This window comes from Bradyrhizobium sp. UFLA05-125 (assembly GCF_059803515.1).
The window spans coordinates 1-19,053 of sequence record NZ_JBANBJ010000061.1 but is presented as its reverse complement, the minus strand read 5'-3'; the positions used below and the strand labels follow the sequence as shown (position 1 = coordinate 19,053).

18 protein-coding genes are annotated in these 19,053 nt (G+C 65.2%); 8 read left to right on the top strand and 10 right to left on the bottom strand.

Annotation, left to right across the window (positions count from 1 at the left end):
• Position 1 precedes the first annotated feature (1 nt).
• The 6 genes from SO156_RS34645 (at position 2) to SO156_RS34620 (ending at position 6,865) form a co-directional block, all read left to right on the top strand.
• Positions 2-562, top strand: a complete 561-nt coding sequence (locus tag SO156_RS34645; RefSeq protein ID WP_498537903.1) for a F0F1 ATP synthase subunit delta — start codon at positions 2-4, stop codon at positions 560-562.
• On the top strand, positions 562-2,091 hold the full coding sequence (gene atpA, locus SO156_RS34640; RefSeq protein ID WP_458149026.1) for a F0F1 ATP synthase subunit alpha: 1,530 nt from the start codon (positions 562-564) through the stop codon (positions 2,089-2,091). Before SO156_RS34645 ends, atpA begins: the two co-directional genes overlap by 1 nt.
• 152 nt (positions 2,092-2,243) lie before the next feature.
• Complete coding sequence (locus SO156_RS34635) at positions 2,244-3,119, top strand: F0F1 ATP synthase subunit gamma (RefSeq protein ID WP_458149027.1); 876 nt, start codon at positions 2,244-2,246, stop codon at positions 3,117-3,119.
• A gap of 34 nt (positions 3,120-3,153) precedes the next feature.
• Entirely contained in the window at positions 3,154-4,596 is a 1,443-nt protein-coding gene (gene atpD / locus SO156_RS34630; RefSeq protein WP_458149028.1) for a F0F1 ATP synthase subunit beta, read from the top strand.
• 87 nt (positions 4,597-4,683) lie between these two features.
• On the top strand, positions 4,684-5,091 hold the full coding sequence (locus SO156_RS34625; protein WP_458149029.1) for a F0F1 ATP synthase subunit epsilon: 408 nt from the start codon (positions 4,684-4,686) through the stop codon (positions 5,089-5,091).
• Between the two features lie 142 nt (positions 5,092-5,233).
• On the top strand, positions 5,234-6,865 hold the full coding sequence (locus SO156_RS34620) for an adenylate/guanylate cyclase domain-containing protein (RefSeq protein ID WP_498537919.1): 1,632 nt from the start codon (positions 5,234-5,236) through the stop codon (positions 6,863-6,865).
• 191 nt (positions 6,866-7,056) lie between these two features.
• Here the strand turns inward: SO156_RS34620 and SO156_RS34615 are convergent, their stop codons facing one another.
• The 10 genes from SO156_RS34615 to proB all read right to left on the bottom strand — a co-directional run bounded on the left by SO156_RS34615 (position 7,057) and on the right by proB (position 16,751).
• Entirely contained in the window at positions 7,057-7,557 is a 501-nt protein-coding gene (locus SO156_RS34615; protein ID WP_498537902.1) for an RNA pyrophosphohydrolase, read from the bottom strand.
• 103 nt (positions 7,558-7,660) lie between these two features.
• On the bottom strand, positions 7,661-8,167 hold the full coding sequence (locus tag SO156_RS34610) for an RNA pyrophosphohydrolase (RefSeq protein WP_458149032.1): 507 nt from the start codon (positions 8,165-8,167) through the stop codon (positions 7,661-7,663).
• A 71-nt stretch (positions 8,168-8,238) separates the two neighbouring features.
• Positions 8,239-9,450: a divergent polysaccharide deacetylase family protein gene (locus SO156_RS34605; RefSeq protein WP_498537901.1), complete on the bottom strand. Its 1,212-nt coding sequence runs from the start codon at positions 9,448-9,450 to the stop codon at positions 8,239-8,241.
• A 157-nt stretch (positions 9,451-9,607) separates the two neighbouring features.
• Positions 9,608-10,963: a S41 family peptidase gene (locus SO156_RS34600; protein ID WP_458149034.1), complete on the bottom strand. Its 1,356-nt coding sequence runs from the start codon at positions 10,961-10,963 to the stop codon at positions 9,608-9,610.
• Positions 10,960-12,279: a murein hydrolase activator EnvC family protein gene (locus SO156_RS34595; protein WP_498537900.1), complete on the bottom strand. Its 1,320-nt coding sequence runs from the start codon at positions 12,277-12,279 to the stop codon at positions 10,960-10,962. The genes SO156_RS34600 and SO156_RS34595 overlap by 4 nt, the downstream gene beginning before the upstream one ends.
• Before the next feature lie 32 nt (positions 12,280-12,311).
• The gene (gene rlmH, locus SO156_RS34590) at positions 12,312-12,794 is read right to left on the bottom strand and encodes a 23S rRNA (pseudouridine(1915)-N(3))-methyltransferase RlmH (protein WP_498537899.1); all 483 of its coding nucleotides are present in this window, start codon (positions 12,792-12,794) and stop codon (positions 12,312-12,314) included.
• A 98-nt stretch (positions 12,795-12,892) separates the two neighbouring features.
• Positions 12,893-13,249, bottom strand: a complete 357-nt coding sequence (gene rsfS / locus SO156_RS34585; RefSeq protein ID WP_458149037.1) for a ribosome silencing factor — start codon at positions 13,247-13,249, stop codon at positions 12,893-12,895.
• A 194-nt stretch (positions 13,250-13,443) separates the two neighbouring features.
• Complete coding sequence (locus tag SO156_RS34580) at positions 13,444-14,094, bottom strand: nicotinate-nucleotide adenylyltransferase (RefSeq protein ID WP_498537898.1); 651 nt, start codon at positions 14,092-14,094, stop codon at positions 13,444-13,446.
• A gap of 16 nt (positions 14,095-14,110) precedes the next feature.
• Positions 14,111-15,406, bottom strand: coding sequence for a glutamate-5-semialdehyde dehydrogenase (locus SO156_RS34575; RefSeq protein WP_498537897.1), 1,296 nt, complete (start codon positions 15,404-15,406; stop codon positions 14,111-14,113).
• Between the two features lie 223 nt (positions 15,407-15,629).
• Entirely contained in the window at positions 15,630-16,751 is a 1,122-nt protein-coding gene (gene proB / locus SO156_RS34570) for a glutamate 5-kinase (protein ID WP_498537896.1), read from the bottom strand.
• A gap of 204 nt (positions 16,752-16,955) precedes the next feature.
• Here proB and SO156_RS34565 point away from each other — a divergent pair, with 204 nt between their 5' ends.
• Together SO156_RS34565 and SO156_RS34560 are read left to right on the top strand one after the other, a co-directional pair.
• A complete protein-coding gene (locus SO156_RS34565; protein WP_458149041.1) occupies positions 16,956-17,921 on the top strand; it encodes a Bug family tripartite tricarboxylate transporter substrate binding protein in 966 nt (321 codons plus the stop codon).
• A gap of 323 nt (positions 17,922-18,244) precedes the next feature.
• A partial coding sequence (locus SO156_RS34560) for an HD domain-containing protein (RefSeq protein WP_498537895.1) occupies positions 18,245-19,053 on the top strand: 809 nt, incomplete at its 3' end.

Here is a 19,053-nt window from a genome sequence, read left to right as displayed (position 1 = left end):
TGTGGCTGCAGAAGATACGTCCGTTTCAGGTGTGTCCGGCCGTTATGCAACGGCCTTGTTTGAACTGGCCCGCGACCAGAATGTGGTCGATGAGGTCAAAGCCGATCTCGACCGGTTCGGCACCATGCTCAGCGACAGCGCCGATCTGAAGCGCCTCGTCCGCAGCCCGGTGTTCTCGGCGGATGCCCAGTCCAAGGCGCTGTCCGCGGTGCTGGACAAGGCCGGCATCACCGGCATTTCCGCCAATTTCCTCAAGGTGCTGACCGCCAACCGCCGGCTGTTCGCGGTGGCCGACGTCATCCGCGCCTACGGCGCGCTGGTCGCCAAGTATAAAGGCGAGGCCTCTGCCGACGTGACCGTCGCGGAGCCGCTCTCGGACAAGAATCTCGACGCCCTCAAGGTCGCCCTCAAGTCGGTGACCGGCAAGGACGTCGCGCTCAACGTGAAAGTCGATCCCTCGATCATCGGTGGCCTCGTCGTCAAGCTTGGCAGCCGCATGATCGATAGCTCGCTTCGCACCAAACTCAATTCGATCAAGCACGCGATGAAAGAGGCAGGCTGATGGACATCCGCGCCGCGGAAATTTCCGCGATCCTCAAGGACCAGATCAAGAATTTCGGCCAGGAAGCTGAAGTCTCCGAAGTCGGACAGGTGCTGTCCGTCGGCGACGGCATCGCCCGCGTCTATGGTCTGGACAACGTCCAGGCCGGCGAAATGGTCGAGTTCGAGAACGGCACCCGCGGCATGGCGCTGAACCTCGAAACCGACAACGTCGGCGTGGTCATCTTCGGCGCCGACCGCGAGATCAAGGAAGGCCAGACCGTCAAGCGCACCCGCGCCATCGTGGACGCGCCGGTCGGCAAGGGCCTGCTCGGCCGCGTCGTCGACGCACTCGGCAACCCCATCGACGGCAAGGGTCCGATCCAGGCCGACAAGCGCATGCGCGTCGACGTCAAGGCGCCCGGCATCATTCCGCGCAAGTCGGTGAACGAGCCGATGGCGACCGGCCTCAAGGCGATCGACGCCCTGATCCCGATCGGCCGCGGCCAGCGCGAGCTGATCATCGGCGACCGGCAGACCGGCAAGACCGCGATCGCGCTCGACACCATCCTGAACCAGAAGCCGCTCAACGCGCAGCCCGACGAGAACATCAAGCTGTATTGCGTCTACGTCGCGATCGGCCAGAAGCGTTCGACCGTTGCCCAGTTCGTGAAGGTGCTGGAAGAGCAGGGCGCGCTGGAATATTCGATCGTCGTCGCCGCCACCGCCTCGGATCCGGCGCCGATGCAGTACATCGCCCCCTTCACCGGCTGCACCATGGGCGAGTACTTCCGCGACAACGGCATGCACGCGGTCATCATCTATGACGACTTGTCCAAGCAGGCCGTCGCCTACCGCCAGATGTCGCTGCTGCTGCGCCGCCCGCCGGGCCGCGAAGCCTATCCGGGCGACGTGTTCTACCTGCACTCCCGTCTGCTCGAGCGCGCGGCGAAGCTCAACAAGGACCAGGGCTCGGGCTCGCTGACGGCGCTGCCGGTCATCGAAACCCAGGCCAACGACGTGTCGGCCTACATCCCGACCAACGTCATCTCGATCACCGATGGCCAGATCTTCCTGGAAACCGACCTGTTCTTCCAGGGCATCCGTCCCGCGGTGAACGTCGGTCTGTCGGTGTCGCGCGTCGGTTCGTCCGCGCAGACCAAGGCTACCAAGAAGGTCGCCGGCAAGATCAAGGGTGAGCTCGCGCAGTACCGCGAAATGGCGGCGTTCGCGCAGTTCGGCTCCGACCTCGACGCCTCGACTCAACGCCTGCTCAACCGCGGCTCGCGTCTGACCGAGCTGCTGAAGCAGCCGCAGTTCTCGCCGCTGAAGATGGAAGAGCAGGTCTGCGTGATCTGGGCCGGCACCAACGGCTATCTCGATCCGCTGCCGCTCAACAAGATCAAGGCGTTCGAGGATGGTCTGCTGTCGCTGCTGCGCGGCAAGAACGTCGAGATCCTCAATGCGATCCGCGACAGCCGCGATCTTTCGGACGACACCGCCGCCAAGCTGAAGGCCGTGGTCGAAGGCTTCGCGAAGAGCTTGGCTTAACAAAAAGCCGTCATGGCGGGGCTTGTCCCGGCCATCCACGCCTTACCGCGTGGAAAGGCGAAGACGTGGATGCCCGGGACAAGCCCGGGCATGACGACTGAGATAGGCTAGCGGCTTGATCGTAAGGGTCGAACCGCGGGGGTGAACTGAGAATGGCTTCACTTAAAGACATGCGGGTCCGCATCGCCTCCACCAAGGCGACGCAGAAGATCACCAAGGCCATGCAGATGGTGGCGGCGTCGAAGCTGCGCCGCGCCCAGTCTGCCGCCGAAGCGGCGCGTCCCTATGCAGACAAGATGTCTGCCGTGATCGCCAATATCGCCAGCGCCGCGGCGGCCTCGCCCGGCGCGCCTGCGCTGCTCACCGGCACCGGCAAGGATCAGGTCCACCTGCTCCTGGTCTGCACCGGCGAGCGCGGCCTCTCCGGTGCGTTCAACTCCTCGATCGTGCGTCTGGCGCGCGAGCGCGCGTTGGCCCTTCAGAACGAGGGCAAGGAAGTCAAATTCTTCTGCGTCGGCCGCAAGGGCTATGAGCAGCTCCGCCGCCTGTTCGACAAGCAGATCGTCGAGCATCTGGACCTTCGCTCTGTGCGCCAGCTCGGCTTCGTCAACGCCGAGCATATCGCAAAGAAGGTGCTGGCGCGCTTCGAGGCCGGCGAGTTCGACGTCTGCACGCTGTTCTACTCGCAATTCAAGTCGGTGATCGCGCAGATCCCGACCGCCCAGCAGGTGATCCCGCTGGTCGTCGAGGAGTCCGCCGCCGGCGCGACAACGACGTCCTACGAATACGAGCCGGAAGAGGACGAGATCCTCACCCGCCTGTTGCCGCGCAATCTTGCGGTGCAGGTCTTCCGCGCGCTGCTCGAGAACAACGCTTCGTTCTACGGCGCGCAGATGTCGGCGATGGACAACGCCACCCGCAACGCCGGCGAAATGATCCGCAAGCAGACGCTGGTCTACAACCGCACGCGTCAGGCGCAGATCACCAAGGAACTCATCGAAATCATCTCCGGCGCAGAAGCAGTCTGACCGGAAGCGAAATTCGGATCGAAGGAGACAGTCAATGGCTACAGCAGCCACCCAGGTCGGTCGCGTTACCCAGGTCATGGGCGCCGTCGTCGACGTGCAGTTCGAAGGCCACCTGCCGGCCATTCTCAATTCGCTCGAGACCAAGAACGGCAACAACCGCTTGGTCCTCGAAGTCGCCCAGCATCTCGGCGAGTCGACCGTCCGCACGATCGCGATGGACGCCACCGAAGGTCTGGTGCGCGGCCAGGAAGTGACCGACACCGGTCAGCCGATCTCGGTTCCTGTTGGTGACGGCACGCTGGGCCGCATCATGAACGTCATCGGCGAGCCGATCGATGAAGCCGGTCCCATCAAGGCCGAGGGCATCCGCGCGATCCACCAGGAAGCGCCGACCTACACCGAGCAGTCGACGGAAGCCGAAATTCTCGTCACCGGCATCAAGGTCGTCGATCTTCTCGCGCCCTACGCGAAGGGCGGCAAGATCGGCCTGTTCGGCGGCGCCGGCGTCGGCAAGACCGTGCTGATTCAGGAGCTGATCAACAACGTCGCCAAGGCGCACGGCGGTTACTCGGTGTTCGCCGGCGTGGGCGAGCGCACCCGCGAGGGCAACGACCTCTATCACGAGTTCATCGAGTCCAAGGTCAACGCCGATCCGCACAATCCGGATCCGAGCGTGAAGTCGAAGTGCGCGCTGGTGTTCGGCCAGATGAACGAGCCGCCGGGCGCCCGCGCCCGCGTCGGTCTCACCGGTCTGACCGTCGCTGAGCACTTCCGCGACCAGGGCCAGGACGTGCTGTTCTTCGTCGACAACATCTTCCGCTTCACGCAAGCCGGTTCGGAAGTGTCGGCGCTGCTCGGCCGTATTCCTTCGGCGGTGGGTTATCAGCCGACGCTGGCCACCGACATGGGCGCGCTGCAGGAGCGCATCACCACCACGCAGAAGGGCTCGATCACCTCGGTGCAGGCCATCTACGTTCCGGCCGACGACTTGACCGATCCGGCGCCCGCGACCTCGTTCGCGCATCTTGACGCCACGACCGTGCTGTCGCGCGCGATCTCGGAAAAGGGCATCTACCCGGCGGTGGACCCACTCGACTCGACCTCGCGCATGCTCTCGCCGCTCGTCGTCGGTCAGGAGCACTACGACACCGCTCGCCAGGTCCAGCAGGTGCTGCAGCGCTACAAGTCGCTCCAGGACATCATCGCCATTCTCGGCATGGACGAGCTCTCGGAAGAGGACAAGCTGACGGTGGCCCGCGCCCGCAAGATCGAGCGCTTCCTGTCGCAGCCGTTCCACGTCGCCGAAGTCTTCACCGGCTCGCCCGGCAAGTTCGTCGACCTCGCGGACACCATCAAGGGCTTCCGCGGCCTCTGCGAAGGCAAGTACGACCACCTCCCGGAAGCCGCCTTCTACATGGTCGGCACCATCGAAGAGGCGGTCGAGAAGGGCAAGAAGCTGGCTGCCGAGGCGGCCTAAGCAGGGAATTGCGAATAGGGAGTGGCGAATAGCCGCTCCCTTCTTTGCCACTCGCCATTCGCTACCCACCATCCGCAGGTTTCCTACATGGCCACCTTCCATTTCGATCTCGTCTCTCCCGAAAAGCTCGCCTTCTCCGGCGAGGTCGATCAGGTCGACATTCCCGGTTGGGAAGGTGATTTCGGCGTGCTCGCCGGACACGCTCCCGTCGTGGCCGCGGTGCGGCCGGGCATCCTGACGATCATCGCCGGCGGCCAGAAGCAGAAGGTCATCGTGACCGGCGGTCTCGCCGAAGTCTCTGACAACCGCCTGACAGTCCTCGCCGACGTCGCGACATCGATCGAAGAGCTCGATCAGGCGCAATTTGCCGATACGATTGCGCAGATGCAGGAAAAGCTCTCCGAGAAGGAGGGCTACGAACTCGATCTCGCGATTACGCGGCTTGATCGCTTCAAGAGCATCCAGCAGCAGCTCAACACGACGGCGATGCACTGATCTGGCGTGCATCGCCTCTTCGTCGAAAAACCCTAACAAATTCAGCGCTCGTCACTCTCGTGGCGGGCGCTGAAACGTTATTGCACCGCGTCCTGGATAACGGCATTCTGCCGCCGCATTTGGAGTTCCAGGGCTGGTGCAGATGAAACGCAAGATCGCGGCGATCTTTGCAGCCGATATTGCCGGCTATTCCAGGCTGGTCGCGGAAGACGAAGAGGAGACGCTGCGGCGTCTTGCGTCCTATCGGGCGGTCGTCGACGATTTCATCGCGAAAGCCGGCGGGCGGATCTTCAATACCGCCGGCGATGCCGTGCTCGCGGAATTTCCGAGCGCAGTGGATGCGGTGCGCTGTGCGATCGACATCCAGGAGTCCCTGCGGACCCGCAACATGGCCTATCCGCCGAGCCGGCAGATGTCGTTCCGCATCGGCATCACCATCGGCGACGTGGTCGAGCGTGACGGTGATCTGTTGGGCGATGGCGTCAACATTGCCGCACGCCTCGAAGGACTGGCCGAAGTCGGCGGCATCTGCGTTTCGCGCGCTGTGCACGAGCAGGTCGCCAACAAGCTCTCGGTGCAGTTCGCAGACATCGGGGCGCAGGAGGTCAAGAACATTCCGACCCCCGTGCATGCCTACATGGTCGCGATGCGCCGCGAGGACGGAAGCTATTCGACACCGCAGGTCAAGAAGCCGGGTGCGAAGGCCACGTCGACGCCGAACTGGATGTGGCCGCTGGTGGTCGCGGTGGTCTCGATCGTCGCGATCGGCGTCGCGGGCTTTCTCTACTTCACCAAGCTGGAGCAGTCATCGACGGCGGTTGCGACCTCGAGCCCGGCACCAAGCGCAACCTCGGCCGCCGTGTCGAGCGCGCCTGCGGCCAGCCCGGCGGCAACGCTGCCTGCAAGCGCGCCGACTGCGACCCCGACGGCAACCCCGACCGCGACCGCAGCAGCCAAGTTTCCGGCAGACTCCGTCCCCTTCGTCAGCGACCGCGTTCGTGGCTATCTCAGCAACGAATACGCGGCGGCCGCAGACTTCAAGGCGTTCGCGTTGAACATTGCCGGCTTCAACGCTGCGGTGTTCAATCAGCCGAGCGAGGACGCTGCACGAAATGCTGCCGTCGAGCAGTGCCAGAAGCACGCCGATACCGCACAATCTCCGCGCCGCTGCGAGATCTATGCGGTCGGCAACACCGTGGTCTATATGCACGGCAAGCCGCCGATGCCCGCGCAGCCCTTCATGCGGAACGACGCGATGACCCAGCGCGCCTTCGCATCGAAGGACGTGCCGCTGTTGCGCGATCCCGGCAAGCAACGACTCGAGACCATGTTCGTCCCGGGGGCCAAGTCGCGCGCGCTCGCGCTCGGCCCTGGCGGGACTCAGTATTTCATGAATATCGGCGCGTCGTCGCCCGACGAGGCGATGCGGCGCGCGCTGGAATCCTGCGGCGCGATCGCCGGCGCCGCCTGCATGATCGTCGCGGTCGACGATAATTTCGTCGTGCCGATTCCGAGCCTGTTCAAGGTCACCGGATTCTTCCACGCCGCGAGCAATGCGTCGATCGCGGCCGACGCGCGCGATGACGTCGTGCGCAAGCTCGGCGATGCGATGGGCTGGAACGCGGTCGCCGTCGGCACCACCGGACGTCCGGGCCTCGGGCTGAAGTCCGCGGACGAGCAGGGCGCCGTCAACACGGCGCTTAACGATTGTGCCAAGCGCGACAGCGATTGCCACGTCATCGCCATCGGCCCGTTCACGGTGGGGCCGAACTAGCTGGCCGAGCCGCACACGCAAACGTCTAACCCTCACCCTGAGGAGCCGCGCGTGCGCGGCGTCTCGAAGGGGAGGGCCACCAGCGGGGCCATTCATCCTTCGAGACGCGCGCGACAGCGCGCTCCTCAGGATGAGGAATTGGCAGGCCGAAATGTCGTCCTACAACTTCGTCAGCGGCCGATGCGCACTGGTCAGCGCGCGTACTTTGCAAACTGCAGTGCCACCGCGCGATAGACCTCGCGGCGGAACGGCACCACGAGATGGGCGACACGGTCGAGACGCTCCCAGCGCCAGGCATCGAACTCGGCGGGCTGTCCGTTGCGCGGCGTCAGCGGATCGATCTCCTCGTCACGCCCCGTGAAGCGCAGCGCGAACCATTTTTGCCGCTGGCCGCGGAATTTCGCCAGGCGATGCGTTTGCGGTCCGTCATAGGGTGGAAACTCGTAAGCGAGCCAGTCGCTCTCGCCGAGATAGTCGGCGTGGATCACGCCGGTCTCTTCCCAGAGCTCGCGCATCGCGGCATCGCGCAGATTCTCGCCGTCGTCGACGCCGCCCTGCGGCATCTGCCAGTCGAGCCCCGGCAGGATGATCTCGGGGCCGTCACCCCGGAAGCGGTGGCCGATCAGCACCAGGCCGTCGGCATTGAACAGCGCGATCCCGACATTGGGACGATAGGGTTTTTGATCGGGCACTGGTTCGCTTCTCGCTGTCATTCCGGGGCGCGAAGCGCGAGCCCGGAATCTCGAGGTTCCGGGTTCGATGCTGTCGCATCGCCCCGGAACGACGGGTCATGCATCAGTCGTGCGCCAACGCAGAGAATTCCTGCACCACGCGATCATAGACCGGGCGCTTGAACGGAATGATCAGCGAGGAAAGATTCTTCATCGGCTCCCAGCGCCAGGTGACGAATTCCGCCTTGTGACCGCCGCCGCCGGGGTGGGCGACGTCGATCTCGCTGTCCTTCCCGGTGAAGCGCATGGCGTACCATTTCTGGCGCTGGCCGCGGTAACGGCCCTTCCAGGCGCGGCCCGCGACCGTGCGCGGAATGTCATAGGTGAGCCAGTCGGCAACCTCGCCGAGCCGTTCCACCGAGCGCACGCTGGTCTCCTCGTAAAGTTCGCGCATGGCGGCCTCCCAGGTATCCTCACCGGGATCGACGCCGCCTTGCGGCATCTGCCAGACATGGCTCTCGTCGACATGCTCGATGCCGCCGGCGCGGCGCCCGATGAAGACCAGTCCGTCCTTGTTGAGCAGCATCACCCCGACGCAGGTGCGGTAGGGCAGATCCTCGTAACGCGTCATTCCGCCAAACCTCTCACCACTCGTGGCCGACCCTTTCGGCCCCCTGGGACCTGCCGTGCCAATCCGTTGATTCAGCTGGATTTTGATTTCAACATCGCGGTTGTCAATGGCACTAGCAGGACACCGCGATCGGGGAGCGTCTTGATCCAGGTACCAATCCGCTCGATCGAGACGGGAAGGGCGGAGGCGGTGCCGATGGCGACGCCGCGCTCGCGGGCAATTGATTCGAGCTTGTTCAGGGCGCGGTCGATCTCGGCGCCGGTCGGCACGGCGTCGATCGCGATGTCGCCCTTGCCGAACGGCATGGCCTGGCTTGCTGCGGCCTGGGGCGCGACGCTGCGCGGCGAGGAACCGTCGTCGAAGAAGCCGAGCCCGCGCTTGGCCGCCTCGCGCACGATCGGCTGCATCGCCGCGTCAGTGGCGACGAAGCGCGCGCCCATGAAATTGGCGAGCCCGGCATAGCCCTGCATCCGGCTCAAATGCCAGTACAGCCTGTCCATGTTCTGCTCAGTGCTCAGCGAGGTCAGCAGGGTCTGCGGACCCGGATCATTGTCCGGGAAGTCGTAGGGCTCCATCGGGATCTGGAGAAAGATCTCGTGGCGCTGCGCGCGGGCGCGCTCGGCGAGCTTGCCGGGATCGGAACCATAGGGCGTGAAGGCCAGCGTCACCGCGCCCGGCAGCTTCATGATCGCATCAGCGGTCTTGGCTGCACCGACGCCGAGCCCACCGATGACGATCGCGACAACGGGCATCTTGGCCGCCTTGGCGCGATCCGCTTCCGCCGCATAGACAGTGAACGGCTTCAGGTCGGCGGCCGCAATCGGGATCATGCCGTAGCGCGATTTCTCGAGCAGCCGCTGGTCGACACCGGACATGATGGCGGGCGCGGCGGAGGCTGGCTCGCCCTTGTCGGCAGCCTCGCTGCCGCTGCCGATCACGACGTCCTGGCGCGCACCGCTCGAGCCGTCGATGATGGTGACGGTCTTCTGGTCGCCGGGCGTCGCCTGCTTCGGCGCCGCCTTGGTCTCATGGCCCGAACTTTCGGGCGCGGCGACCGCCGGCTTGTCCTCGGCGGCCTTCTGCTCGCGGATGGCAACGCGCGTGATCGGCTCGCCGCCGAGTGGGTCCTTGTGGAAGATGGCGAAGCCGGCAAAGGTCGCGAGGAACAGGAGAAGCAGGACGGCGAGGACGTGCAGCCCCGTGAACGGCAGCCGCAGCCGACGTTTCCGGCGCGGCTTGTCCTGTCCGAGCGGGACGCTCAGATCATCGGCCGTTTCAGTCATGCGCGATCCCGAATCACTCGGCAATGACGATACCACGACGCGGTCAAGCGGCGGCAGGCCGGGGGTTTCCCGGGGGCAAGCTTCACAGCAAAAAGGGCGGCTCCAGGAGCCGCCCTTTCGAAACGTCTAGGTTGCTGTGTGGCGTCGGTTCGCCGCCTTAGTTCGCCGCTTTGGGCTTGTCAGCCGCGGCCTTGTCGGTACCCGGCGCGGGCGCCGCAGAGGCGCTGTTCTTGATGCCGTGAAGGAGGTCGTCGGCCATCTTGAGCGCCTTGTCGTCCTTGGCATCCGGCGGAACATAGGACTGCGAGCCGGTCTTCTCGTCGCCATCGTTCTTGAGGTGGCCGCGCAACGAAGCCTCGCCCTTGGTATCGGTGCGAGACTTCAACTCGTCCGGCACGTCCTGGAGCACTTCGATGTCGGGCACGATGCCCTTGGCCTGGATCGACTTGCCCGACGGCGTGTAGTAGCGCGCCGTGGTCAGTCGCAGCGCGCCGTTGCCGCTGCCGAGCGGAATGATCGTCTGCACCGAGCCCTTGCCGAAGGAGCGCGTGCCGACAATGGTCGCGCGCTTGTGGTCCTGCAGCGCGCCGGCGACGATTTCCGAAGCCGAGGCCGAGCCGCCGTTGACCAGCACGATCACCGGCTTGCCCTTGGTCAGGTCGCCCGGATGGGCGGAGCGGCGCTGGGTCTCCTCGGCGTTGCGGCCGCGGGTCGACACGATCTCGCCGCGCTCGAGGAACGAATCGGACACGGTGACCGCTTCTTCGAGAAGGCCGCCAGGATTGTTGCGGAGATCGATGATGTAGCCCTTCAGCTTGTCGCCGATCTGGGTCGAGAGATTGGCGATCTCCTTCTTCAGGCCTTCGGTGGTCTGCTCGTTGAAGGTGGTGATGCGGATATAGGCGATGTCGTCGGCCTCGACGCGCGCGCGCACCGAGCGGACGCGGATGTTGTCGCGCACCAGGGTGACGTCGATTGGATTGTCGACGCCCTTGCGGATGATCTTGAGCTTGATCTTGGTGTTGACGGGGCCGCGCATCTTCTCGACCGCCTGGTTCAGGGTCAGGCCCTGCACCGCCTCGTCGTCGAGATTGGTGATGATGTCGTTGGCCATGACACCAGCGCGCGAGGCCGGGGTGTCGTCGATCGGCGAGACCACCTTGATCAGGCCGTCCTCCATGGTGACCTCGATGCCGAGGCCGCCGAATTCGCCGCGGGTCTGCACCTGCATATCACGGAAGCTCTTGGCGTCCATGTAGCTGGAGTGCGGATCGAGGCCCGAGAGCATGCCGGAGATCGCCGATTCGATCAGCTTGGTGTCGTCGGGCTTCTCGACATAGTCGGAGCGCACGCGCTCGAACACGTCGCCGAACAGATTGAGCTGGCGATACGTGTCCGCGGTCGCGGCGCGCGCGCTCGAACCCATGAACACCGCGCGCGGCTGGGTCACGAACAGCGTCAGCGCCGCGCCGGTGGCCGCGCTGAGGAGGATAACTGAAGTCTTGCGCATCATCCGCGAACCTTCTCGCCTTCATTTGCGGCCCACCATGGGCCTGGATCGATTGGAGTGCCGTCTTTACGGAACTCGACATAGAGCACGGGTTGACTCGCATTGGTGGCGAGAATGGAGGCGACTTGGGATGTCGACCCCATGATCGCGACCGGCTCCCCCGTGAGCACGAACTGTCCGATGTTTACCGAAATGCGCTCCATCCCGGCGATCAGGACATGATACCCGCCCCCCGCGTTAAGGATCAAGAGTTGTCCATAGCTGCGGAAGGGGCCAGAATAAACCACCCAGCCATCACACGGCGTCGTGACCTGGGAGCCAGGCCGACTTGCCAAAGAAATGCCCTTTTGCACGCCGCCGACGCCGTCGGAACCGCCAAAATCCCTGATCTTGGTACCGTTGACGGGCAGCGGCAGTAGGCCCTTGGCCGAGGCGAAGGCGATCGCCGGGCTGGTCCGGGAACGGTCCTTGAAGGTGGCCGGCCCCGGCTTGGCGTTGGCGGCCGCCTTCGCCTCGGCCTGCTTTGCAGCCTCGGCCGCCCTGGCGGCGCTTTGCAGGTCCTGCTCCATCTTGGCAATCAGGCCCTGGAGGTCGCCCACCTGCCTGGAGAGCGTGATGGCACGCGCGTTCTCGGCATCGAGGTCCATTTCCCGCGAGGCCTGCTGGCGCTGCCGCTCGTCGACGAGGGCGGCAAGCCGCGTCTGATCGTTGCGGACCTTGTCGCGGTCGGCGGCGAGCTGGTCGCGCTCGGTTGCTATGGTCTTGCGCAGGGCCACGAGCTCGCCGAGCTCGCTTGCGAGCTTTTCGGCGCGGACACGCAGTTCCGGAACCACGGCGCCGAGCAGCATCGCAGTGCGCAACGATTGCAGCGCGTCCTCGGGTCGCACCAAAAGCGCGGGCGGCGTCCGTCGGCCGGCGCGCTGGAGCGCAGCCAAGACCTCCACGATGTCGGCGCGCCGCGAATTGAGCGAATTGCGCATCTCCTGCTCGCGCCCGTTGAGCGCGGTCAGCCGTGATTCGGCATCGCCGATCTTGGTCTCGACGGCGCGTACATTGGCGGCCGTGTCGATCAGTTGCTGGTTGAGCTGGGTGCGGTCCTGGCCGAGCGAGGCGATCTCGGCCTTCAGCTTGGCCTGTGCTTCCTCGGCACTCTTCTGCCGCTGCCGCGCCGCCTCGAGCTCCTGCTCGCGCTGCTTGATCGCATCGGCCGAGACTTCGGCAGTCTGCGACGCAGGCGTTGCAGTCTGCGCTGCCGCCGGTGCAAGTTGGCTGCCGGCAAAGCCTGCGATCAGCAACAGGTTGAAAAGCTGAGCCTGCATCGCGTCGGAAAAAGTGCTCGTTGAGGCGCGAATCACGCGCGATGATAGGGATGGCCGGCCAGGATGGTTGCGGCCCGATAAAGCTGTTCCAGAAGCATGACGCGGACCATTTGGTGCGGCCATGTCGCCGCGCCGAACGCGATCACGAGCTTGGCCTTACGGCGCAATTCGGGCGAAAGTCCGTCCGCCCCGCCGATGACGAATATTGTATGCGCGCTACCCTCGTCGCGCCAGCGGCCGAGATTCCGTGCGAATACGGTCGAATCGAGATTTTGCCCGCGCTCGTCGAGCGCCACGATCACCGACTTGTCGGGAATATGCGAACTGATGGCCGCGGCCTCTTCGGCCATGCGCGCTGCGGTATCGCGCGCGCGGCTTTCCGGAATTTCATGAATGGCGAGCTCGCGGAAACCAAGCTTGCGGCCGACCTCGTCGAACCGCTGGAAATAGCGATCGGCAAGCTCCCGTTCGGGGCCCTGCTTCAGTCGGCCAACCGCAATGACTGCAACACGCATGACGTCGTAAGAGCCGCGTTTTCAACCCGCGCGCACAACGCGCGCGCACGACGCTAGCATGCGCGTCAGCCGATTCGAAATCGGCCTCTTTGAGCCCTCTAGATCGCCTTCGCCGCCCCAGGGCCCTGCGTGTACAATCTCTCGAGATTGTAGAACTCGCGGACCTCGGGTCTGAACACGTGCACGATCACATCGCCGGAATCGATCAGCACCCAGTCGCAATTGGGCAGGCCCTCGACATGGATGTTCTTGACGCCGGTTTCCTTGAGGCTCTTCGTGACGTTTTCCGCGATCGCGCCAACGTGCCGGTTGGCCCGGCCCGTGGTGACGATCATGTAGTCGGAGTACGCCGATTTGCCGCGAAGGTCGATGGTGACCGTCTCTTCCGCCTTCATATCCTCGAGGCGGGAGAGGATCAGGCTCAGCGTCTTGTCGGCGTCGGGTTGCGCCTTCAAGGCCGCAGCTTGGGTCGATGTTTTACGCGTAGGCTTAGCAACCTTGGGTAAAACAGACTTGGACAATACAGATGTGGCCAGGGACCATTCCTTTCACTGTATCGCGAACGCCGAATCCGGCACTCACTGGTTACACTACATCATGTGGGGTTAAGGGTTTCAATATGCCAGAGCCTGTTTCCCGCACCACGTCCTCACGCCTCATCGGCCGCCTTCCAGCTCCCATCCGGGTTCCGCAAGGTGGTGGACGACAGGCTGAGCTTCAGCCCGGTGAGGAAGACCCATGCCGGCGCCCGCCGGTCCGCGAGTCGCGCCGCCTCGTTCTCGGGCAGGCGGTAACGGGCTAGCGCTCGGGCAGCGGGCGAGGCGAGGGCGCGAAAGCTTTGCGGCGGGCGGTCGATGACCGCCATCGGCACCTGGCCCGCGATGCGCTGCCAGTCCTGCCATCGATGGAATTGCGCGAGGTTGTCGGCGCCCATGATCCAGACAAATCGCAAGCCGCTTGCGCGGCGGCGCAAGAAGTTGATCGTGTCGATAGTGTAGCGCGTACGGATGACGGATTCGAGACAGCTCACCTCGATGCGCGGATCATCAGCAACGTCGCGCGCGGCCTTCATGCGCTCGCCCAGTGCGTGCAAGGCGCCGTTCTCCTTCAGCGGATTGCCTGGCGTCACCAGCCACCAAACGCGATCAAGCTTGAGACGCGTGAGCGCGAAGCGGCTGATCGCGCGATGCGCGTGATGCGGCGGATTGAAGGAGCCGCCGAGCAGCCCGATGCGCATGCCATCGGTGTAAGGCGGCAACGCTTGCGCCACGAAGCGCGGCACGACGAAATGGTTGCTCAATGCCCGCCCTGCGAGGTCACGGCCGCGTCTGTCCGGTGCCGTGGACGCGGTACTTGAAGCTCGTGAGCTGCTCGGCCCCGACCGGGCCGCGCGCGTGGAATCGGCCGGTGGCGATTCCGATCTCGGCGCCGAAGCCGAACTCGCCGCCATCGGCGAATTGCGTCGAGGCGTTGTGCAGCACGATCGCGGAATCCACTTCGCTCAGGAATTTTTGCGCGGCGGCTTCATCCTTGCTCACGATCGCATCGGTGTGGTGCGAGCCATGATTTTGGATATGCGCGATCGCGCCGTCGACGCCGTCGACGACTTTCGCCGCGATGATCGCGTCGAGATATTCGGTGTCCCAGTCGTCCTCGCTGGCAGCTTTGACGCGAGCGTCGATACCTTGCACCGCCTCGTCGCCGCGTACCTCGCAGCCGGCATCGATCAGCAACTCGATGAGCGGCTTCAGGCTCTTTGCAGCTCCCGCGCGATCGACCAGCAGCGTCTCGGCCGCGCCGCAGACGCCGGTGCGGCGCATCTTGGCATTTAGCACGATCGACTTCGCCATCTCGAGATCGGCGCTCGCGTCGACATAGACGTGGTTGACGCCTTCGAGATGCGCGAACACCGGCACGCGCGCCTCCGCCTCGACGCGCGCAACCAGGCTCTTGCCCCCGCGTGGCACGATCACGTCGACGGCGCCGTTCAGGCCTGCAAGCATCATCCCGACCGCCGCACGGTCGCGCGTCGGCACCAGCGTGATCGCAGCCTCAGGCAGCCCTGCCTCGCGCAGGCCCTGCACCAGGCATTGATGGATCGCGCGGCAGGAACGGAAACTATCGGAGCCGCCGCGCAGGATCACGGCATTCCCGGATTTCAGGCACAGCACGCCGGCGTCGGCAGCGACATTGGGCCGGCTCTCGAAGATCACGCCGACGACGCCAAGCGGCACGCGGACACGCTCGATGATCATGCCGTTCGGCCGCTGCCAGCTCTCGGTGACGACGCCGACGGGATCGACAATGCCGCGCACGATGGCAATGCCCTCGGCCATTGCCTCGACGCGCGCAGGCGTCAACGTGAGACGGTCGATGAAGGCGCCCGTTGCGTCGCCGCCGCTGCGGGCCTCGGCCACGTCCTCGGCATTGGCCGCGAGAATGGCCGCCGCGTTCTTGCGGATCGCCCGCTCCATGGCCTCCAGCGCCCGGTTCTTCTGCTCCGCCGGCGCCAGCGCCAACACACGCGCCGCAGCGCGGGCTTGGGCGGCAAGATCGGTCATCAGCGCCTGGAGATCGGCAGTGCCGTCGAGGGCTTTGAGGGGGGCGGCCATGAGTTCAACCTTCTGCTAAGGCGGTGTCCTAGCACGGAAATCCCGCATTTGCGAAGGCCGGGGAGGGTATGGCTGGTACCCCGATGACAGGCGTTGGCTGGGCCAATGGCCTAACCGCGGCGTCATGGCCGGGCTCGACTCGGCCATCCCGCGTTCTTGCCGGCCCGAAAGAACGTGGATGCCCGGGACAAGCCCGGGCATGACGGCTCGCCTGCCTTTGGGGCTACCCGCCCACCACCAGATCGTCGCGATGGATCATCTCGGACCGCCCGCTGATGCCGAGGATGGCCATTACGTCCGGCGAGGAGCGGCCCTTGATCCGCTCGGCCTCGTCGGCGTCATAGGCGATCAGGCCACGACCGATCTCGCGCATGTCGGGACCGCGCACGATCACGGCATCGCCGCGGGCGAACTGGCCCTCCACCTTGATCACGCCCGCCGGCAACAGGCTCGCGCCGGCGCGAAGCGCAGCGACCGCGCCGGCGTCGATGGTCAGTGTGCCTTTCGGCTCCAGCGAGCCCGCGATCCAGCGCTTTCGCGAGGTCACGGGATTGGCAGGTGTGAGGAACCAGGTGCAGCGGCCACCGTCGGCGATCGCCTGCAAGGGATGCTCGATCTTGCCGGAGGCGATCAGCATATGCGTGCCGCCGGTGGTCGCGATCTTCGCGGCCTCGACCTTGGTGCGCATGCCGCCGCGCGACAATTCGGATTCGGCGTCTCCTGCCACGGCCTCGATCTCCGAGGAGATGCTATCGACAACCGGAATCAGCTTTGCGTTCGGATTGTTCTTCGGCGGCGCGTCGTAGAGCCCGTCGATGTCGGACAAGAGCACGAGCAGGTCAGCGCTCGCCATGGTGGCGACGCGCGCGGCAAGACGGTCGTTGTCGCCATAGCGGATTTCGTTGGTTGCAACCGTATCGTTCTCGTTGATGACGGGGATCGCGCGCCACTCCAGGAGCTTGCCAATGGTCGAGCGCGCGTTGAGATAGCGGCGGCGCTCCTCGGTGTCCTGGAGCGTCACCAGAATCTGTCCAGCGCCGATGCCGTGGGCCCCTAGCACCTCCGACCAGATCCGCGCCAGCGCGATCTGGCCGACGGCGGCTGCGGCCTGGCTCTCCTCGAGCTTCAGCGGGCCGCGCGGCAGCTTGAGCCGGCTGCGGCCGAGCGCGATCGAGCCGGAGGAGACGATCAGGACGTCGCGCTCCTCGCGGTGCAGCTTTGCGAGGTCGGCCGCGAGCGCCGCGAGCCAGGACGCGCGCACTTCGCCGGCGTCGGAATCGACCAGCAGGGCTGAGCCGACCTTGACGACGATGCGGCGGAATTGACTGAGTTCGGGGCTGGCCATGGGCGCGCTCTAGAACGATCTGCTCTGCATTTGGGAAGCGGCGGAGCGAAAGAGGCGGCGCCGGTGAGGCCTGCTTTTGCAGCAGGACGATGGCCGGCGCAAGGCGGGGCTGCGGGTAATGGGGCTGCCGGTAGTCAGCGTTAACGGCCTTGTCTGCCGCGGCGGCACCTGTCTAATGCGCCCGGATACGAGGGAGGACACGCAATGGATCGCCGCGACTTCATCGCCGGATGTCTCGGGCTGCCGCTGCTGGCGCGGGCGGGCGGAGCGCAGGCCCAGGCCGGGCTGACCAAGATCATCTTCCCGTTTGCGGCGGGCGCCGGCGGCGACACGCTGTGCCGGCTGATCGCACAGGAGATGGCGCCGGCGTTGCAGAAAACCATCGTCGTCGAGAACCGCACCGGCGGTGATGGCCTGATCGGCATCAAGGCAGTGAAGGGTGCCAATCCCGACGGCAGCATGGTGCTGGTGACGACGGGGCCCACCATGTACCTGCTGCCGATGGTGGAGACGACGCCGACCTTCGATGCGGCAAAGGACTTCATGCCGGTGTCGCTGCTGGCGCGCTTCGAGTTCGCCGTCGTGATCGGACCCGCGATCGCAGCCAGCAATTTCGGCGAGTTCGTCGCCTGGCTGAAGGCGAATCCGGACAAGGCGACGTTCGGCGTGCCCAGCAATGGCACCATCCCGCATTTCATGGGCTCCAAGATGGAGAAGGACCTCGGCATTGCCCTGAGCCGTGTGCCCTATCGCGGCAGCGCGCCGATCCTCAACGACCTCGTCGGCGGCCACGTGCCGTTCGGCATCACGACGCTGGCGGACGCGCTGCCGCAGCATCGTGCCAAGGGCGTGACGATCATCGCTGTCTCAAGCGCCGAGCGTTCGCCGTTCGCGCCGGATGTTCCGACGCTAAAGGAGAGCGGCATCGATCTCGTCGCAGACGCCTGGTACGGCATGTGGCTTCCCGCCGGCAGCCCGCCGGAGTTTTCGCGCAGACTCAGCGCGGCCGCGAGCGCCGCGCTCGCCAAGCCGGAGGTGAAGGAGAAGCTCACCGCGATCGGGCTCATTCCCGTCGGCAGCACGGCGGAGGGGCTCACTCAGGAGCTGGCCGCGAACACGGCATTCTGGCAGCCGATCGTGAAGGCGACGGGGTACAAAATCGAGAATTGAGCCGCACCAAGAGCACCAGCACTCCGTCGTCATGGCCGGGCTTTCGCGGGTGATGACGGCCGAGAGCGTCGGCATCCCGCGCGCTCTCTTCGGCCGACCTGTCGAATGGCTTCGACGACTGCCGGGCTACTTCGCATGGGGTTGTTTTCGATGTTTTTGGTCGGCCGCCAGCAACCTCGGACCGAATCCCTCAAATTTGAACAAACCCCGCAGGTTCCCGTTCAGCACGCGCATTAAGGGCCGGAGAACCTGATGCCGCTAGAGTGGTGCGGTCGAGCGCAGTGCTCTTTTCAGTTGCCCGTTCAGTTGCTTTTGGGGAAGCCATGACCGCCTCAGCCAAACCCGCCGCCAAACGCAGGCTCCTGCTGGCCTCCGACCGCAGCGACCAGAGCAGCGAGCTTGCCCATATCCTGCAGTCCGTCGGCGAGGTCGCAACGGTCTCGACCCAGGAGATCCCCGAGCAGCCGGCGCGCGATCTCTCCGGCATCGTCGTCGACATCAATTTGCGTTCGCCCGAAAGCGTGCAGCGGGTGCGCAACAAGCTGCGCGGTGATGCCTACCGCTCCATGCCGCGGCTGTTCGTGCTGGCGGATGCGCTGCATCACGGCACCATGCAGGCATGGGCGCTGGGCGCCACCGATACGATCTCGCGGCCACTGCAGCCCGAAGCCATTTTGCAGCGCATTCGCGCCGCGTTCCCGGACACCACCACTTACGATTCCAGCGATCGCGGCAAGACGCTGAACCGCGGCGTCGAGGCGGCGCATGGCGTGCTGGCGAAAATGTTCGAGAAACTGCCGCTCGGCGTGCCCCTGACCTTCGATGACGTCGTCGCCGCAGAGAGCAAGATCCTGAAAGCGATCAAGCATTCCTCGCTGCGCGAGTGGCTCACCACCGTCGGCTGCCACCATGTCGGCAGCTACCGGCACTGTCTGTTCGTCACCGGCTTTGCAGTCGCCTTCGCGCAGCATCTCGGCATGCGCGAGGACGACCAGCGCCGCCTGACCCGTGCCGCCTTGCTGCACGACGTCGGCAAGGCCTTCGTGCCGGCACAACTGCTGGACAAGCCCGGCAAGCTCACCGACGAGGAGATGGACGAAGTCCGCCAGCATCCGCGCCGCGGCTATGAGGC

Coding starts and splice junctions, on each gene's coding strand:
- atpA (WP_458149026.1), top strand. CDS start 562: ATGGACATCCGCGCCGCGGAAATTTCCGCGATCCTCAAGGACCAGATC.
- SO156_RS34635 (WP_458149027.1), top strand. CDS start 2,244: ATGGCTTCACTTAAAGACATGCGGGTCCGCATCGCCTCCACCAAGGCG.
- atpD (WP_458149028.1), top strand. CDS start 3,154: ATGGCTACAGCAGCCACCCAGGTCGGTCGCGTTACCCAGGTCATGGGC.
- SO156_RS34625 (WP_458149029.1), top strand. CDS start 4,684: ATGGCCACCTTCCATTTCGATCTCGTCTCTCCCGAAAAGCTCGCCTTC.
- SO156_RS34620 (WP_498537919.1), top strand. CDS start 5,234: ATGAAACGCAAGATCGCGGCGATCTTTGCAGCCGATATTGCCGGCTAT.
- SO156_RS34610 (WP_458149032.1), bottom strand. CDS start 8,167: ATGACGCGTTACGAGGATCTGCCCTACCGCACCTGCGTCGGGGTGATG.
- SO156_RS34605 (WP_498537901.1), bottom strand. CDS start 9,450: ATGACTGAAACGGCCGATGATCTGAGCGTCCCGCTCGGACAGGACAAG.
- SO156_RS34600 (WP_458149034.1), bottom strand. CDS start 10,963: ATGATGCGCAAGACTTCAGTTATCCTCCTCAGCGCGGCCACCGGCGCG.
- SO156_RS34595 (WP_498537900.1), bottom strand. CDS start 12,279: ATGCAGGCTCAGCTTTTCAACCTGTTGCTGATCGCAGGCTTTGCCGGC.
- rlmH (WP_498537899.1), bottom strand. CDS start 12,794: ATGCGTGTTGCAGTCATTGCGGTTGGCCGACTGAAGCAGGGCCCCGAA.
- SO156_RS34575 (WP_498537897.1), bottom strand. CDS start 15,406: ATGGCCGCCCCCCTCAAAGCCCTCGACGGCACTGCCGATCTCCAGGCG.
- proB (WP_498537896.1), bottom strand. CDS start 16,751: ATGGCCAGCCCCGAACTCAGTCAATTCCGCCGCATCGTCGTCAAGGTC.
- SO156_RS34565 (WP_458149041.1), top strand. CDS start 16,956: ATGGATCGCCGCGACTTCATCGCCGGATGTCTCGGGCTGCCGCTGCTG.